The following is a 17,025-nucleotide window of genomic DNA, read 5'->3' as shown; positions in this document are numbered from 1 at the left end:
AGATCCTTGCACCAAGAGATAAAACCAGCAAGCGAATATAGGCTCTGCGTCGCGGAGCCATTGCAAGGCCGTGGCTGAAGGTCCTTCTCTCGATAAGGGCGCCGATGCCGGGGTATGTTTGCTGAACAAAGCCCGCCATCAACTCCCCCGCTGTATCTGCTCCAATATCTGGCTGTCGGTGATATTCATGTCGTCCTGCAGCAGAAACATCTTGCTCAGCACTTCGGTCATTTTCCTGTCGGTATCGGCGAACGGCAGGTAGAGCTCGGGAGCGCTGCCGCCGGCAGGCACGATGCACAGATAGTTGCCGGGTTCGATATGGATGGCTGCGCTGCCCAGGTGAATGCGATAGTTCGCCCGCTGGCCGGTAATGTGCAGGAAATGCCCCTCACATCTGACGTTTTGCAGTCCCAGCCCCTGAATCAGCTCGCCGATCAGTTCGGCCCGTCGTTGCAGGGTTTCGTGACTGGTGCTGTAGCCATCCGCGGCGTGGGCCACGGAAACCAGCAGGTCGGCATCACGCATGACTTCCGAAAACAGCAGAGGCGGTACCTGTTCAAGCGGCAGCGCTTTCTGGTCGCGATAGAACGCAATCGTGTCGAAGGTGAAGTGTTCCGTTTCTGACAGGTAATGGCCGGTATCCAGAAAGTTGAACGTGGCGTAGATGCCGTGTTCCTTGCTCTCGTAATAGATGTCGTCGACGCTTGAGGTCGACCAGTTGCGGACCTGCAGCAACCGCGCGGCTACTTTGCCTTTCAGGCGGTGGCCGACAAATCGATTGGACCACAAGCGCGTACTGCGCTCGGCGGGTGTCAGCAGGTACAGTTCGCGAAAGGCCTGCTTGAACGGCTGTACGCGGCGATGGCTGACGACTTCTTTCTGCCAGGCCGACAGCTGTCCTGCCGCGAACAGATGAAAAGGATGAGCAATGCGCAGGTGCTGTTCGATGGCGTGTTGACGGCCTTCAAGGTCGGTCACCGTCAGCGTTGCACTGTCAAGCCAGCCCAGCACCGCGTCATCGGCTTGCACGATCAGCTGTTCCAGCAGCAGGCGAACGGCGGGCATGTTCAACAGGGTTTTCAGGACATCCGGGGTCAGGGTTTCGCCGTTGCTCATCATCGTTTCCAGGGTGCGGCAGAAGCGTGCGATCTGTTCCTGGAGTTGGAGCTGCTGTGCTTTGAGGGCGACGAAGTCTGCGTTTTTGCGAATCGCCGGCGGTGCGCTCTTGAGTGTCTTGCCGGCTTTGCTGACGCGCAACGTGGGCGACAAGCCCTCGATCACCAGCGTGACGTCATAGCCATCGACGGTGGCGGCTGTCAGGGCGGATTCGGCGATTTCCGATTCCATGGCCCATTCCAGGCGAATCGCCGAGGGAAAACCGGCCACACGTGCCAGATTTTCCAGCCCCGCCTGAATCGCTGCGTGGGAGTTGGCCTGTCGTTGAGCGCCGTACTTATGTACCTCCTTATGCAATTTCTTGAGCGTCAGGTAGCGCTGGCGTACGTCGTCCGAATGCGTGACGGGGAAGACCCCATAGATGCGCATTGCCGACTGAGCGTGGCGGGTCAACTTCTTTTCCAGTGCGGGACGGCCGATGCCTTGGTAGGCGTCGAGCAGCACGCGGGTTTCGGGAAACGCCCAGTGCGAGGGGGCGAGCGCGGCGAGGTAGTCGTGCAGGTGCTGCGGGTCGGCCTCGGCCAGCGCCTTGTCCAGCAGGTAGCGGTCCACCACACCTACGGTTTCATCCAGCGTATTGGGCAGGTCGCTGCCCCAGCCGGACTGCGGTGCGAGGGCGATGCTCAGGTATTCCCGCTGGAAGGTTTGCAGATCCCCCCAGCCGAGCGCGTCGAGTACCACTCGGCTGGCATGCCCGGCGTAGGGCAGGGCGGTCAGCAGGGTATTTCTTGAAAAACCGGCCAGCGACGCGAGCAGCTCTGCCGATTGCTCCCTGGGCAATGCCTGGAGCGACAGGAAACGTTCGAGCACCGCGGCCGTATGGCCGAAGACGTCATGAAAGGTGTCGGGAGTCATGCCCAGTCGTTCGACGACCGCCAGCGCCTGCAGCACCCAGCGGGTCTGACAGACCTCCACCGAATGGAAGGTGTCGGCCAGTTTCTCGGCATTATCGGGTAATCCGGCCAGGGCGTCCTCGACATAGCGAACGGTGAAGTTCGCCAGTTCAGGTGGTACGTCGGCCGACTCTTCAATCGGGGGATCTTCGTGCTGAGATTGCTCGGCCTCGTCGTCAGGGGTTTCGTCATCTGGGTTGTCCTCGTCGAACGCTTCATCGGCGTACCGATTCAGTGCCACGTCATCACTGTCGAGCCCCGTGTCGTCTGTATAGAACATCATGGCGCGACCCCAGGTGTTGGCCGCCCGGACGAAGCGAGGGTAATCGAGCCGGCCGGTTTCCATCAGGCCTAAAGCAATACGCCCGATGTCCTTGTGCACGTAGATATACGCGTCGGCGACTCTCCTTTGCTCTTCATCAGGCGGGGAAGGAGGTTGCACACGGTTCCAACTGCCGTCCAGCAACCATTCGGCGAACGTCTGCCAGGCGGGGGTGGGCGGGTAGTTGCTCAGGCGGTTGATGCAATCCGACACATCGGGAAAGGCCCAGGCGTGTTCCGGACGTCTTCGGTAATAGGCCGGGTCGTCGTCATCGGTGGGCAGTGGGTAGTCGCTGTCCTCGAAAGCAAATTGCAGCATGTGCCGCAGTCGCGCACCGATCTGCTCCAGTGCGTAGGCATCGGGGTGGGCAGTGATCCACGCATCGCAGAGGCGATATTGCAGGCCGTAGCGCTGTTGGTCGCGGCGGTCCTTCAAGTCGTCCCAGACAGTCGGGAACACAAAACCGTCCGCCAGTGCCCTGGCGCCTTCCTGTGGCTGCTGCCTGACCCAGTCATCGGCAATCCGCAGGAAGTCGATGCCATCCCAGAAATCGAGTTCGAATTCGTCATATCGACTGAGCTCGGGATAGGCATCCAACGCGCTGTCGCAGAAGGCCCCCAGTGCTGCGAGGCGTATGGCTTGGTCGGTCACAGGACGACGTGATGGCATGAGGGGTTCCGAAGAAATGAACGACAGGAGTCAACCGCCAATCAGCGGCATCAGACGGATAAACGCAATCGTGGAAGGGGGACTCACCTCGATGAGGTCATCCAGGTTCTGCAGCATGACGCCATTGTGCAGGACGCGGAATGCGCGGGTTTCAAAGCCCTTCAAGGCGCGCTCGATCTCGACGTCGACATCCAGTTGGGGGGATGCCTTGGCTTGCGGCATGAGGATTGCGCCTTCACTCGCTTGCCGGCGGATGTCCCGCTCGCTCAGGTACTGGCGATCGAGTACCTCGCGCATGGCCGCCTGTTCCAGACAGTGCTGGACCGACAGCGCGGCGATCTGTTCGGCAACGGTGAGACGAATGAGCTCGGCGACCGTCAGGGTCGACGAGGTCGGTGTCAAGGAAACGGGAGGAAGCAAAGGCTCCTGACGTGCGCCTTTCAGGCAATAGCTATGAATCACCAATTCCATGAGGTACCTCTCGCAAGCCAGGCCAGCCGGGCGGCAGCTTAGCATCTTGCGGTCGGTGTGCCTAAAGTTGGAGTGGATCGAGCCCTGGCGCGGAAGGAGTAGGCAAAGGCGCAAGACGATGTGGCCTCGGGCCTGCGCTCGGTGTTACGTAAAGTCCTCAATCCCTCTGTCACTTCTTTGTGACAATTGGACTAATGGTCTATAGCTCAAGGTATGCCTGCCGATAGGCAAATCAAACCCCGTAAAGGAGTAGTTCCCATGCTGCGGTTCTTTGCCGACTTGGGCTTTCGCTGGAAAATCACCCTGCCAATCGCTTTCCTGGCGTTGCTGTTGGTGTTGATGGGCTGGTCGGGTGTGCGTGGCATCGATCAGGTGACTGACTCCAGTACGGAATTGACCAAGCGTTATCTGCCGGCCATCAGCCTGCTGCTCAATGCCGACCGCGATCTCTACCAGGCGTTTGTGGCCGAGCGCAGCCTGCTTGTCGGCAGTGCCGGTGACCATGTGCAGGCACTGCGCGCCAGCCATGCCGAGAATCTGAAGCAGGCCTATGATCGCGTGCACAAGTACGCGGCGATGCAGCCGGGGGCCGAGGCGCTGGCGCTGGTCAAACAGTTCGATGACAGTTTTGCCCAGTGGGCGCAGCTCTCGCGGCAAGTGGTCGAGCAGGCCGCGACCAATCCGCAGGCGGCCAGCGCCCTCAGTTTCGGCGACGGCGAAAAGCGGTTTGACACCATGCGCGATGCCATCGACAAGCTGGGCGAGCTGGAAGACCAGGCGTCGCTTAACGAGGGGCAGGCGGCGATCGACCATGGCGAAGCGGTGGGGCGGCAACAGGGCGGCATTTTGTTGATCGGCCTGCTGGGGTGCATCCTGCTGGTTTTTGCCCTGCCGCTGGTGGTGTTGCATCCCATGCGTCGATTGCTTCACCGCGTCGAGCAGATTGCAGAGGGCGGCGGTGATTTGAAGGGGCGCCTTGAAGTGCGTTCGGCTGACGAGTTGGGGCAGCTTGGCAGTGCTTTCAACCGTTTCCTCGACAAGCTCCAGCCGCTGATTGCCGAGGTGGGCCGGGTGACCGGGGAGGTCGATGCCGCGGCCCGCACCATGGCCAGTATGGCGGCGACCAATGATCAACTGATCAGCAGCGAACATGCGGCGCTCGATCAGGTCAGTACCGCCGCCACCCAGATGAGCGCGGCGGTGCATGAAGTGGCGCACAGTGCCGTGAATGCCTCGGACGCCGCGAAACAAGCCAGCAGCCAGTCCCGCGACGGCGCCGAAGTGGTCAGCAGCACCGTTGAGTCGATTCGCCAACTGGCCCAGGAGGTGGAAAGCGCCTCGGGTACCATCGGCGCATTGGCCCAGGAAACCTCCAGCATCGGTGCTGTCCTCGAGGTGATTCGTGGTATCGCCGAGCAGACCAACCTGCTGGCGCTGAACGCCGCCATCGAGGCCGCGCGGGCTGGCGAGCAGGGCCGCGGTTTTGCCGTCGTGGCCGATGAAGTCAGGGCCCTGGCGGCACGTACCCAGGATTCGACCAAGGACATCCAGGTACGTATCGAGCGGCTGCAGAGCGGGGTGGCAAAGGCGGTGCAGGCCATGCAAGCCGGCAGCGACAAGGCCCGTGACAGCGTCGAGCGCGCCGCGGGCGTCGATCAGGTGCTCAGCGGCACCAGTGGCTCGATACAGCGGATCAACGACATGGCCGCGCAGATTGCCAACGCCTGTGAAGAGCAGAGCAGCGTCACTGAGGAGATTGCCCGCAACATCTCCGACATCCGCGACCTGTCCAACGAAGCGGCAGAGAATTCCGCCCAGAGCATGCAGGCCAGCCGGCAGTTGTCCAATCTGTCGAAGAGCCTGGCGGAACTCACCGGCCGCTTCCGCACCTGAGTCGGGCACGACCGTGTCCACTCGCAAGTCCCAGGCGGCGCTCACCCGCGACCGCCTGCGGGCTCTGCATCAGGACGGTTTCGTGCTGCTGCCGGCAGCATTGAATGCCGCGCAAATCGTGGCGCTGCGCCAGGCAATCGACCAGCTCAAACCCCGGCACTGGGACTACAGCGGTGTCATCGACCATTACAAATGCGTTTTCAACCGTGACCCGTTCTGGCTGCCATTTCTGGAGGTGGACGGCGTGATCGAACTGGCCGAGGCGGCCCTGGGGGATGACTGTCATGTCATCGGCCAGACCGCCTGGCGTTGCCATCCCGGTTTTATCGGGGCACCGCTGCACCTGGACTATCTGCCGATGGCGCTGCCACCGAGCCTCTTGGCCGACCCCGCCTTCGAGTTGCCGATGCAGATCTGTACCGCGCAGTTCTACCTTGATGACATCGATGCCGACCTGAGCCCAACCCGTGTCATCCCCGGCAGCCACCGGGCGGGACGGGCGCCCGTGGCGGGTGAAAGCCAGTGGTTGGGGCGTACTGCGCAGCCGGTGTTGTGTCGGGCTGGTGATGTGCTGGTGCTGCGCAGCGAGTTATGGCATGCCGGCAGCGACAACCGGACTGCCGACCGCACACGTTACCTGCTGCAAGTGCACTATGGCCGACGCATGGTGGCGCAGAAGTTCTCACCTTACCTGCACTGGCAATTCAACCCGGCCGTGCTGGCGGCCGCGTCACCTCGCCAGCGGCGCCTGTTGGGCGAGCATCAGGAAGCCGAGTACGACTGACTGCCCGGCACCTCAACCCCTAGACGTTTTCCGATCATGTGCAACAGGTGTTCCGCCACGTTGCTCACCCCTTTGTTCTGGGCGACAACCTGGGCCCCTTCAAGCAGGAACGTCAGCTCGCGGGCGATGGCTTGGGCGTCGGGCAACTTTGCCTCCTGGCATAGAGCGACCAGCCGCTGGAACTGACGTTGCTTGTGCGCCTCGATCAGTTGCCGTGCCGGATGTTGCGGGTCGGCCAGTTCGGCCAGGCAATTGGTGAAGGAGCAGCCGCGGTAGCCGGCGCGAGCCAGATCCTGCGCGATGAATTGGCTGAAACCCAGCAATTGCTGGATCGGCTGACCTGGCCATTGCGCGGCGAGGTCGTCGAGCACCCTGCTGTACTGGGCGGTGAGCAAGCGCAGCCATTCCAGCACCAACACATCCTTTGTTTCGAAATGCCGGTACAGGGTCATTTTGGTCGAGCCGGCGAGGGCGGCGATGGCGTCCACGGTCACCCGGGTAATGCCTTGTTCGACAAACAGCGCATGCGCGGCATCGATGATGCGTTCACGCGGCGGTAGCTGCGCGATGCGTTCAGGGTGAATGAGTTTCAAGGTGTTCTCCGAGGCTTGTGATTTCTGCTTGACATGGATACTACATGGTATTGCATGATACTAACTAGTATCGTTCGATACTATTTGGTATTTCGGTCTGGGTAGGAGGTCATATGAATCGCTTTGAATACGCCGAACAGGATGCTGTAGGTCTGGCGCAGTTGATCAGGGATCGCCAAGTCAGCCAGGAGCAGGTGCGCAGCGCCGCGTTAGCGGCAATCGATGCCGTCAATCCCCGCATCAACGCGGTCGTCGAGGTCTGGGAGGATGAGCCAGCACCCCAGTCGGGGCCTTTTTTGGGCGTACCGTTGCTGGTCAAGGACCTGGGGTTGACCGTGCGCAATCGTCGTAATGAATTGGGCAGCCGTCTGGCCGAGGGGTGCGTTGCCCCGGCGGATTCCGAATTGACGCTGCGGTTGCGTCGGGCAGGCCTGTTGCCCCTGGGGCGCACCACCACGCCGGAACTCGCAGCCAGTACCACCACCGAGAATCGTGTGGATGGACCGACTCGTAATCCCTGGGACCTGGCGCGCAGCACAGGTGGTTCAAGTGGCGGCTCGGCCGCTGCGGTGGCGGCTGGAGCGGTTCCCGTCGCCCATGCCACCGATGGCGGCGGCTCCATTCGCGTGCCCGCCGCGTCCACTGGCTTGTTCGGCCTCAAGCCTGGCCGTGGTCGCCTGCCCATGGGGCCTGATGTCGACGAAGTGTGGTCCGGGTTGGCGGTACACGGTGTGTTGAGCAGGACGGTGCGGGACTCCGCGGCCTTGCTGGACTGCCTGCACGGTCCTGCCGTAGGCGACCCGTTTCACGTGGCGCCCCCGGCCGAACGCTATGCCTCTTTGCTGGAGCGCGACCCCGAACCCTTGCGCATTGCCGTGCAGCATCGGGCCTTGAACGGCCAGTTGAACGCACCCGCAGTGGATGAAGCGCTCGACCAGGTATGCAAGATGCTTGAAACCCTCGGCCATCGGGTCATTCCCGTACCTGCGGATATCGGACTGAGCTGGGAAGCATTCGTCGACCTCAATGCCTGCTTCTGGTCCAGCAATACCGCAGCCTGGATCGACGCTCTCGCGAGTGCGACCGGACGTCCGATCGATGCCAGCACCCTGGAGCCGGCTACGCTTGCCTTGTACCGCATGGGCCAGGGGTTGAGCGCCATGCAGTTGCTGGGTGCGATGCACAATCGAAACCTGGTGACCCGGCACATGGGGCAAATGCTCACCGATTACGACGTGTTGCTGACTCCCACGCTGCCAGACGTCGCCCCATTGATTGGGGAATACAACGCCGGCCAGGAGCGACTCAGCGGGCGCGAGTGGATGGCCCGGGTATTCAACTACTCGCCGTTCACCGCGGTATTCAACGTCAGCGGTTGTCCGGCCATGTCCGTGCCCCTGGTTCATGACGCGCAGAGCGGCCTGCCCATCGGGCTGCAATTCGGAGCGGGTTTTGGTCGTGAAGACCTGCTGCTGCAATTGGCGGCACAGTTGGAACGTGCGATGCCCTGGCGCGGCCGACGCCCGACAGTGTGGGCAGGTGATCGGGATGCCCAGGCATCGGCCCCAACGGAGCGCGCGTCGAAAGGCTGATTCGCCATCCGATGAGCGTGCGGAGGTCGACCTCAGATCCAGACATCGTTGTCTGCCGTTCGCTCATGGGTTTCCCCCGTGTTGATGACCCCACGCGGTTCGATCAACAACACTTTTACTTCCTGTGCGGCCCAGGGCTTGTGTTCGATGCCTTTCTTGACGACGTACATCTCGCCAGGGCCGATGGTCACCGCACCGTCGCGAAAATCGATACGAAGCTCGCCTTCCAGCACGATGAAGGTTTCATCGGTGTCGGCGTGGGAATGCCAGACGAAATCGCCTTCGAGCCGGGCGACCTTGAACTGGTAGTCGTTCATTTCAGCCACGACCTTGGGGGCCCACTGATCCTGGAACAGGGCGTATTTCTGGGCAAAGTTGACAGGAGAATCATGGGTAGCCATCGCGCAATGCTCGCTGTGGGATAGGGATGAGGCCACAACAAGCTGCTCGACAGGCAAGGCCCGGCGAAGCAGCTGATGGGGCGGTAATGGCACGACGCTGTGTCAGATTTCCTTCACTGGCGTCTCGCCCTGGACGTTCTTGATCAGCCCGATGACGTGCAGGCAGTCCGCCTTGTTCACATAGGATTCACCGCTGGCGATCGTTTCGTGGTTACCCGCGCGCAAGCGCCAGCGCCATTGGCCTTTGCCGCTGCTCTGGGTGCCTCGGGTCTGTCTGTAGATTTCAAAGTACATCGGTTCGCTCCCTGCGATTGACTCATTCAAGACATGTTTTTGAACATGTCGTCGAAAGCCTAGCCAAGCTGAAAGTTTTCGCTATCGGAAATACGTTTCCAATGGTTATGAGATATTGCCGATAATGACAGCGTTCGCTCGAACTGACTCGAACCGGGAGCAAAAGGATGAACCGCAACGAATTGCGCAAAGCTGACATCAACCTGATGGTGGTTTTCGAAACGCTGATGCTTGAGCGCAATGTGACACGGGCGGCAGAGAAACTGTTCCTGGGCCAGCCAGCCATCAGTTCGGCCCTCAACCGATTGCGCGCGCGGTTCAACGATCCACTGTTCATTCGCGTCGGCCATCGCATGGAGCCCACGGCGCGGGCGGAGGAGATCATCCAGCACTTGTCGCCGGCATTGGACTCGCTGTCGGCGGCCCTGAGCCTGACCCACGATTTCGACCCGGCCAGCAGCAACATGACGTTTCGTATCGGCCTGTCGGACGATGTCGAATTCGGCCTGTTGCCACCGCTGTTGCGCAGCCTGCGCCAGGAAGCACCGCAGGTGGTGTTCGTGGTCCAGCACGTCGATTACTGGAGGATTCCCGATTTGCTGGCGTCCGGCGACATCACCGTGGGGATCAGCCAGACCCGCGGTCTGCCGGCCAACGCCAAGCGAAAACTTTTGCGACACATCCAGCCTTGCGTGTTGCGGGCTGATGCCTCGCAGACGCCGCTGACCCTGGACGAATATTGTTCGCGGCCCCATGTGCTGGTATCCCATACCGCGAACGTGGCCGGATTCGCTGACGAATGGCTGGCCGAGATCGGTCGCAAGCGTCAGGTGGTGTTGTCCGTGCCGCAGTACAGCGCGTTGCCGGCGCTGCTGGCCGGCACCGATATGATCGCCAGCCTGCCGGATTATACCGCCGTCGCCATGGCTGCTTCGGGCCAGTTGTTCAGCGAACCTTTTCCGTTCAAGACCCCGACCCTGGACCTGTCCATGGTCTGGCTGAGCCATGTCGACACTGACCCGGCGGAGCGTTGGTTACGGTCCCGGCTGGAAGCGTTCATGAGTGAGCGCGGAGTCTTGGGGGCGGCTCAGATACCGGGTGGCTAAACCCCTCGCCACAGGGTTCTGTGCTTGAGCGGCAACTAGGCGTATGGTTGCGTCGGCTGAATTCACGTCGTCACATTTCGAACCGGAGTCGAACACATGCCTCACCTGCACATCGAGTACACCGCCAACCTGCCCGAGCTGAACGCCGACGTCGCGTTGCTGCGCTTGAATAATGCGCTGGTGGCGTCCGGTCAGTTCGCGGAGACGGATATCAAGAGCCGGGCCGTGAAGGTCGAGCATTTCCGGGTGGGCACCGGCCTGGGCGAGCGTGGTTTCGTGCACGTGCAGCTAGCGTTGTTGAGTGGTCGTTCGCCGGAAATCAAGAAGCAGTTGGGGGAAAGCCTGTTGACCGTGATCCAGGATCTGGGGCCGTGGCCGGCCGGCCTCAGCGTGCAGTTCAGTGTGGAAACCGTCGATATGGATCGCGGCTGCTACGCGAAGGCTATCCTCGACAATTGAGGCTCAGGCGTCAGCCGGGTGCAGGTCCCGATCGCCCGTTCGAGGCATGGGTGAGCCAGCACCGGCGTGGCACAAGTTGATGCTTTGCAAGATGGTGCGCACATGATCGTACATGCCCTCGGCTTTGAACGTCGGGCGCATGCCGGTGCGAGTGTTGATGAACAACTCGTCCTTGAAACAGGTCCGCAGTTTCTTCAGGCAGTAACTCACCGTTGACTGGCTGACACACAATGCCTCGGACACGCCGCTGACACTGCTTTGTTCATACACGGCGCTAAACACCATGAGGTCTTGCATATCGAGCTTTCTGAGGGCGTTACTGTTTAGCATCCGTTGCTTCTCGCTGTGCTCCTTGCGCGGATCTTGCGCAAACAAGATCCGTGATCCTAACGGAACGATGGTCCCAAGTGAATGCCGTGGAGGCTGTTTCGCTGTCGGGAACGGGACAGATAATGTAGGGAATACGACGAACAGATCGTCTTTCGTTGCGAGGAAGATTGTTTAGCGAATTCCCATCCACGCTCCAGCAGATCCAGGTTTAACGGCGCGGGGCGACGTGGGACGCTCGCGGGGGTGTGTTTACTGTGATGCGCTTATGGACGGTCGGCCCGCAGCACTCCTTTATCCAGCATCCGCCGCGGTCGGTCCGGTCGGTCGACTCACGCCTGCCTTCGTCCCGTCACTTTCTGCGCTGCCCTCCGAACTGGCTTTCTGGGCCCTCTGGCATTGCCGCCATGCCCGTCCTCCGGATGTCCGTATTTCCTGTTGATCACTTCACAGTGTCCGCTCATTGCGGGTACAGACTGACGGCACCTTGGTGCCCGTCCGACATGAAAATACGAGCATTCTCATGAGCATTGCCAATCCTGCGTTCGCGCCCGTTGAACAAGCCCGGGCGTTCCTGGCCCAGCACCCGGACATTGAACTGTTCGAACTTTTTATCCTCGACAATAACGGCGTGCCCAGGGGCAAGTTGCTGCACCGCGATGAGCTACTGGGGGTTTATGAAAGCGGCCGTCCGCTGCCGAGCACGATCCTTGGGCTAACCCTCAATGGCGACGATGTGGAAAACTCGGGGCTGGTATGGGAAGTCGGTGACATCGACTGCCGGGCCTACCCCATCAGCGGCAGTTTGCAGCGCATGCCGTGGCGGTTGATTCCCACTGCTGCGGTGCAGGTCGCCATGCATCCCCAGGAGGGCCTGCCGGCGGCCATTGCCGACCCGCGTTATCTGCTCAGCCGGGTAATCGAGCGGTTGCAGGCCGACGGCTATTACCCGGTGATGGCGGCGGAACTGGAGTTTTATCTGCTGGACGCGCAACGCGACAGCCGGGGCCGGCCGCAACCGGCGCGGGATGCCGATGGTGGTCGGCCGCGCGCCACCCAGGTCTACGGTTTGCGCGAGTTGGAGCAGATCGAACCGTTCCTGGCGGATCTTTATGCCGCCTGCAAGCTCCAGGGCATCCCGGCTCGCACGGCCATTTCCGAATACGCCCCGGGTCAGGTGGAAATCACCCTCGAACACCGCACTGATGCGTTGCAAGCCATGGATGAAGCGGTGCGCTACAAGCGACTGGTCAAGGGCGTGGCGCATAAACATGGCATGGTGGCGTGTTTCATGGCCAAGCCATTCGAGCATCTGGCGGGTTCCGGCATGCACATGCACGTCAGCCTGGCGGACTGCGAGGGCACTAACCTGTTCGCCAGCGAGGCCGCCGATGGCGCACCGTTGCTGCGCTGGGCCATCGGCGGGATGCTCGACACCCTGCTCGATTCGTTGCTGATGTTCTGCCCGAACGCCAATTCCTACCGGCGATTCCAGAGCAACAGTTATGCACCCCTGACGGCGACCTGGGGGGTGGACAACCGCACCGTGAGCCTGAGGGTGCCAGGCGGGCCGGCCTTCTCCCGGCACATCGAGCATCGCATCTGTGGCGCCGACGCCAACCCGTACCTCGCGGCTGCGGCGATGCTGGCCGGCATCCATCGCGGCATACGGGAACAGTGCGATCCCGCTGCGCCCGTTGAAGGCAATGGTTATGCACAAGCGGCCCGTTTGCTGCCCACTGACTGGCTCACCGCCCTGCGCACGCTCGAGGCTTCGACCTGGGCGCAAGAAGCCTTCGGTGGCGAATTCCTTGGCGTCTACCTGGCGGTCAAGCGCGCCGAATACCGTCAGTTCATGGGCGAGGTGGGGGAGCAGGACTGGCGTTGGTACCTGAATCAAGCCTGACGACTGCGTCAGGTTTGTCGATTAAATAATAATTTAATAGCAACTTTTTCACGAAAAATTGATGGTGGGCTGCCTAAAGTTTGTGCTGCCGTAGGAAACGAATTTTTCACACTTTCCTTAGGCACTTCTTCTCCAAAGAGCAACTTTCAGGAAAACGCCCACCATCATGCTGACCATTAAAGCCGTGCGCCCCGAGTGGGTGACGCTGATCGCCAGTGCCTTTTTGTTAGTCGGCTTCAACGTCATCCTCTGGCAGCACTTGCTGACGATCACGGCGGCTGACGGTCGGGGTCTGCTGATATGCGCGGCCTTTGGCGTGATGGTTTTCTGCGCATTCAACCTGGTGTTGACGCTCCTGGCGTTCCGGCCGGTGCTCAAACCCGTGCTGATGCTGATGTTCCTGATCAGCGCCGGTGTGGCTTATTTCATGGCCCAATACGGTGTATTGATCGACGTCGGCATGTTGCGCAACTTTGCCGAGACCAATGCCACCGAAGTCCGTGACTTGTTGTCGCTGAAGTTATTTGCCTATCTCGGGCTACTTGGCGTCTGTCCTTCCTGGTTATTGTTCAAGACACCGATCAAGTACCGTAGCTGGCCCAAAGAGTTGTTAAGTAAGCTGATGGTCGGTGTGGCTTCGGCTGCGATGATTGGCGTGGTCGCCCTGGCGAATTACCAAGGGTTGTCTTCCCTGTTCCGCAACCATCACGAATTGCGTCTGATGATCGTGCCGAGCAACTACATTGGCGCTTCGGTCAGCTACCTGCGTGAGCAGGTCGTGTCGGCCAAGCAGCCGTTCGTCAAGCTGGGCGAGGATGCCAGTCGCAATCCGGCCTGGCAGGCCCACGCCCGCAAGTCCCTGACTGTACTGGTGGTCGGGGAGAGTGCTCGGGCCGAGAACTTCGGCATCCTCGGCTATAAGCGCGACACCACGCCGAAGTTGGATCATGAAGCCGGCCTGATTGCCTTTACGGATGTGCATTCCTGCGGTACCGAAACCGCCGTGTCGGTGCCCTGCATGTTTTCCAACATGGGCCGCAAGAACTATGACGCCAGCAAAGCGAAGAATCAGGAAGGCCTGCTGGATGTACTCCAGCGCGCCGGCCTGGAGGTGATCTGGCGGGACAACCAGTCTGGTTGCAAGGGGACCTGCGACCGGGTTACCCAGCAGGATGTGAGCAATCTCAAGGACCCGACCCTGTGCGCCAACAGCGAGTGCCGGGATGAAATCCTGCTCCAGGGGCTGCAGCATTTCATCGACACCCTGGACAAGGACACGGTGCTGGTGCTGCACCAGATGGGCAGTCACGGGCCTGAGTACTTCAAGCGTTATCCCAAGGAGTACGAACATTTCACGCCGGTTTGCGAAAGCAATGCGCTGAACAATTGCAGCCGCGAAAGCATCGTCAACGGTTACGACAATACGCTGGTGTACACCGACCATGTGCTTTCGACCCTGATCGATCTGCTGCGGGCCAACCAGGACAAGGTCGATACGGCCATGCTGTACCTGTCGGACCACGGTGAGTCCCTGGGCGAATACAACCTGTTTCTCCACGGCACGCCCTACATGCTTGCCCCGGAGCAGCAGAAGCATGTGGCGATGCTCGCCTGGTTTTCCGACAGCTATCAGAAATCCTTCGCAGTGGACACCCATTGCCTGCAGATGAGCCGGGAAAAGCCCTTGAGCCAGGACAACCTGTTTCACTCGATGCTCGGCTTGCTGGAGGTCAACAGCAAAGTTTATAACCGGGACCTGGATCTGTTCGCCGGTTGTCGTGGCGCGGTGATTGACGGTGTGTTGGCGCGGGAGTGATCGCCTACACCTTTTTTTCACGCAGCGCCGTTTAATCTGTCATCTATCCATTTTCCAAGAGCCGTTCGTATGTCCGGGCTATCCCCATCCACCGTCGAGCTTGAGTTCGCCAGGCATCACGACCAGGAGCATGCACAAGTCTGCTGCCAGCCGGCGCCTCGACGGCTGCGCCTGGCGTTCTGGCGTGATGAGCATATGGTGCGCAATGCCCTGAAAGTGGCCGGTGAGCCAGGGCTGGTATTGGATGTGGCGTGTGGGGCAGGGCGGTACTGGCCGGTACTGGCCGAACATGCCAACCGGGTGATCCTGGCGGCGGATCCATCGCCGGACATGCTCGAACACGCGCTTACCCACCATGGCGGTGCGTTGCTCAAACGGGTCAAGACCTTTCCGAGTTCGGCGTTTACCATCGGGCTGTCGGAAAATGCGGTGGACTGTATTTGTTGCCTGCAATTGTTCCGCCACGTGAGTGCCAGTGAGCATCGCCTGGCGCTGCTTCGCGAATTTCATCGGGTCAGTCGCGACACGGTCATCGTGTCGGTTCAAATCGAGGGGCGTTTCAAGCTCGGCCAGCCACCGCAACGAAACCTGGCAGACAGGGCCGATGTCGAGGCCGAGTTCCTCCAGGCCGGTTTCAACGTGCTGTGGCACCAGGATTTCCTGCCCGGTTTTGCGCTGACGCGAGTTTATGTGTTGCGTAAGACCAGTTAGCTTCTAATGTAGGACTATTCTTGCCGGTGCGCAGGCGATTTCTCTCAGGCTCTTGCTCTATGGATGCTCGCAATCGCTGACGGCGATATATACTGCGCGCCATTCTTCAAGGGAGAGCCGTGTGGCCATCGATATTCACTGGATTCGCGACAACGATAGCCTCGGTCGGTTTTGCGCCGAATGGCAGCAGTTGCCCTTCGTTGCCCTCGACACCGAATTCATGCGGGTCGACACCTTTTACCCCATCGCCGGTTTGCTGCAGATCGGTGACGGCAAGCGTGCCTACCTGATCGACCCCTTGACCATCGATAACTGGCAGCCCCTGGCGGCATTGCTGAAGAACCCGGCCGTGCTCAAGGTGCTGCACGCCTGCAGCGAAGACCTTGAAGTCCTGCTGCGCCTGACCCGCAGCCTGCCCGCGCCGCTGTTCGATACACAGTTGGCTGCCGCCTACCTGAACCTGGGTTTCTCCATGGGCTACTCGCGGCTGGTGCAGGACGTTCTGGGCATCGAGTTGCCCAAGGGCGAGACCCGCTCCGACTGGTTGCAACGGCCGCTGTCCGAAACGCAGATCAGCTACGCCGCAGAAGATGCGGTGCACCTGGCTGAAGTTTTCGTACAACTGCGTCCGAAGCTTTCCGATGAGAAGTATGCCTGGGTCCTGGAGGACGGTGCTGAGCTGGTCGCCAACCTGCGCCGTGAAGTCGACCCCGATGAGGTGTACCGCGAAGCCAAGCTGGCCTGGAAACTCTCCCGCGCGCAACTGGCCGTGCTGCGTGAGCTCTGCGCCTGGCGCGAGCGGGAGGCGCGGGCCCGTGACTTGCCGCGTAATCGCATCATTCGCGAGCATTCGCTGTGGCCCCTGGCCCGTACCCAGCCGGATAACCTCGGCGCCCTGGCGAAAATCGAAGACATGCACCCGCGCACCGTGCGTCAGGACGGCGAGTTTCTGCTGGACCTGATCAAGCGCGCTGCCAGCGTGCCGCCCGAACAATGGCCGCCGGCCGTGGCCGAGCCGTTGCCCATCGAGGCTGCGGCGCTGGTCAAGCGCCTGCGAGCCCTGGGGCAGGTTGAAGCCGAACGCCTGGGCATTGCCCCGGAACTGATGCTGCGCAAGAAAACCCTCGAAGCACTGATCAAGAGCGGCTTCCCCGAGGGGCCTTACCAATTGCCTGATTCGCTACGTGGCTGGCGTCGCGAACTGATGGGCCAGGCGCTGCTTGACAGCCTGGCCACTGCCGGAGAACAGCCTTGAAACGTATTTGCTCCATTTACCGCAGCTCGAAGAAAAACGAGATGTACCTGTATGTGCTCAAGAGCGATGCATTGGCGCGTGTGCCTGAGCCGTTGATGGCGGCCTTTGGCAAGGCGACCCACGCCTTCGACCTGGTCCTGAGCCCTGAGCGGCAGTTGTCCCGGGAGGACATCAACAAGGTGCTGGAGAACCTCGATACCCAGGGTTATCACCTGCAAATGCCGCCGGCCGAAGAAGAGTACATCGAGCATTTGCCTGAAGAGTTGCTGCGACGCAACGACCCGGTCTGACGCAGTACCGAGGTACCCGTCCTGGGGCCTTCGGAGACACATTGGATTTTTTTTGATGATCGCCGCA

Annotated in this window: 15 protein-coding genes and 2 pseudogenes; 11 read left to right on the top strand and 6 right to left on the bottom strand. The window is 60.8% G+C overall.

The window, feature by feature from the left end:
* Nucleotides 1-138: 138 nt before the first annotated feature.
* Both CGA22_RS22555 and CGA22_RS22550 read right to left on the bottom strand, forming a co-directional pair.
* On the bottom strand, nucleotides 139-3,060 hold the full coding sequence (locus CGA22_RS22555; protein ID WP_041023901.1) for a DUF4132 domain-containing protein: 2,922 nt from the start codon (nucleotides 3,058-3,060) through the stop codon (nucleotides 139-141).
* A gap of 30 nt (nucleotides 3,061-3,090) precedes the next feature.
* On the bottom strand, nucleotides 3,091-3,531 hold the full coding sequence (locus CGA22_RS22550; protein WP_041023900.1) for a hypothetical protein: 441 nt from the start codon (nucleotides 3,529-3,531) through the stop codon (nucleotides 3,091-3,093).
* A gap of 213 nt (nucleotides 3,532-3,744) precedes the next feature.
* Between CGA22_RS22550 and CGA22_RS27585 the strand changes: the two are divergent.
* From CGA22_RS27585 to CGA22_RS22540, 3 genes and pseudogenes are all read left to right on the top strand, one after another.
* Nucleotides 3,745-4,566 (top strand): annotated as a pseudogene (locus CGA22_RS27585) (MCP four helix bundle domain-containing protein); the annotation flags it as partial.
* Between the two features lie 69 nt (nucleotides 4,567-4,635).
* Nucleotides 4,636-5,424, top strand: a complete 789-nt coding sequence (locus CGA22_RS27580) for a methyl-accepting chemotaxis protein (RefSeq protein WP_370444534.1) — start codon at nucleotides 4,636-4,638, stop codon at nucleotides 5,422-5,424.
* Nucleotides 5,425-5,437: 13 nt separating this feature from the next.
* Nucleotides 5,438-6,208 (top strand): phytanoyl-CoA dioxygenase family protein, encoded by a 771-nt coding sequence (locus CGA22_RS22540; RefSeq protein WP_041023898.1) that lies wholly within the window; start codon nucleotides 5,438-5,440, stop codon nucleotides 6,206-6,208.
* Here CGA22_RS22540 and CGA22_RS22535 read toward each other — a convergent pair.
* A complete protein-coding gene (locus CGA22_RS22535; RefSeq protein ID WP_052435175.1) occupies nucleotides 6,187-6,792 on the bottom strand; it encodes a TetR/AcrR family transcriptional regulator in 606 nt (201 codons plus the stop codon). The two genes, CGA22_RS22540 and CGA22_RS22535, sit on opposite strands and share 22 nt — an antisense overlap.
* 122 nt (nucleotides 6,793-6,914) lie before the next feature.
* Between CGA22_RS22535 and CGA22_RS22530 the strand changes: the two genes are divergently transcribed.
* Nucleotides 6,915-8,393, top strand: coding sequence for an amidase (locus CGA22_RS22530; protein WP_052435173.1), 1,479 nt, complete (start codon nucleotides 6,915-6,917; stop codon nucleotides 8,391-8,393).
* Between the two features lie 32 nt (nucleotides 8,394-8,425).
* Here CGA22_RS22530 and CGA22_RS22525 read toward each other — a convergent pair whose 3' ends face one another.
* Together CGA22_RS22525 and CGA22_RS22520 are read right to left on the bottom strand one after the other, a co-directional pair.
* Complete coding sequence (locus CGA22_RS22525) at nucleotides 8,426-8,794, bottom strand: cupin domain-containing protein (RefSeq protein WP_041023897.1); 369 nt, start codon at nucleotides 8,792-8,794, stop codon at nucleotides 8,426-8,428.
* Between the two features lie 102 nt (nucleotides 8,795-8,896).
* Nucleotides 8,897-9,088, bottom strand: coding sequence for a YegP family protein (locus CGA22_RS22520; RefSeq protein WP_041023896.1), 192 nt, complete (start codon nucleotides 9,086-9,088; stop codon nucleotides 8,897-8,899).
* 167 nt (nucleotides 9,089-9,255) lie between these two features.
* Here CGA22_RS22520 and CGA22_RS22515 point away from each other — a divergent pair, with 167 nt between their 5' ends.
* Both CGA22_RS22515 and CGA22_RS22510 read left to right on the top strand, forming a co-directional pair.
* On the top strand, nucleotides 9,256-10,194 hold the full coding sequence (locus CGA22_RS22515; protein WP_041023895.1) for a LysR family transcriptional regulator: 939 nt from the start codon (nucleotides 9,256-9,258) through the stop codon (nucleotides 10,192-10,194).
* Between the two features lie 96 nt (nucleotides 10,195-10,290).
* Entirely contained in the window at nucleotides 10,291-10,653 is a 363-nt protein-coding gene (locus CGA22_RS22510; protein ID WP_041023894.1) for a 5-carboxymethyl-2-hydroxymuconate Delta-isomerase, read from the top strand.
* Nucleotides 10,654-10,710: 57 nt separating this feature from the next.
* Here CGA22_RS22510 and CGA22_RS22505 read toward each other — a convergent pair.
* Nucleotides 10,711-10,983 (bottom strand): annotated as a pseudogene (locus CGA22_RS22505) (LysR family transcriptional regulator); the annotation flags it as partial.
* A gap of 520 nt (nucleotides 10,984-11,503) precedes the next feature.
* Between CGA22_RS22505 and CGA22_RS22500 the strand changes: the two are divergent.
* From CGA22_RS22500 to CGA22_RS22480, 5 genes are all read left to right on the top strand, one after another.
* Nucleotides 11,504-12,886 carry a glutamine synthetase family protein gene (locus tag CGA22_RS22500; RefSeq protein ID WP_041023892.1) on the top strand — a complete coding sequence of 461 codons (1,383 nt, stop codon included), beginning with the start codon at nucleotides 11,504-11,506 and terminating at the stop codon, nucleotides 12,884-12,886.
* A 166-nt stretch (nucleotides 12,887-13,052) separates the two neighbouring features.
* The gene (locus CGA22_RS22495) at nucleotides 13,053-14,702 is read left to right on the top strand and encodes a phosphoethanolamine transferase (protein ID WP_041023891.1); all 1,650 of its coding nucleotides are present in this window, start codon (nucleotides 13,053-13,055) and stop codon (nucleotides 14,700-14,702) included.
* A gap of 69 nt (nucleotides 14,703-14,771) precedes the next feature.
* Nucleotides 14,772-15,413, top strand: coding sequence for a class I SAM-dependent methyltransferase (locus tag CGA22_RS22490; RefSeq protein ID WP_041023890.1), 642 nt, complete (start codon nucleotides 14,772-14,774; stop codon nucleotides 15,411-15,413).
* A 121-nt stretch (nucleotides 15,414-15,534) separates the two neighbouring features.
* Nucleotides 15,535-16,668, top strand: coding sequence for a ribonuclease D (gene rnd / locus CGA22_RS22485; RefSeq protein ID WP_041023889.1), 1,134 nt, complete (start codon nucleotides 15,535-15,537; stop codon nucleotides 16,666-16,668).
* The gene (locus CGA22_RS22480; RefSeq protein WP_024780406.1) at nucleotides 16,665-16,958 is read left to right on the top strand and encodes a YcgL domain-containing protein; all 294 of its coding nucleotides are present in this window, start codon (nucleotides 16,665-16,667) and stop codon (nucleotides 16,956-16,958) included. Before rnd ends, CGA22_RS22480 begins: the two co-directional genes overlap by 4 nt.
* Nucleotides 16,959-17,025 lie beyond the last annotated feature (67 nt).

The sequence above is a fragment of the Pseudomonas sp. PSB18 genome (assembly GCF_014596565.1).
Taxonomy (GTDB): domain Bacteria; phylum Pseudomonadota; class Gammaproteobacteria; order Pseudomonadales; family Pseudomonadaceae; genus Aquipseudomonas.
Note: the sequence above shows the minus strand (reverse complement) of the source record. Positions and strands in the feature narration are given on the sequence as shown.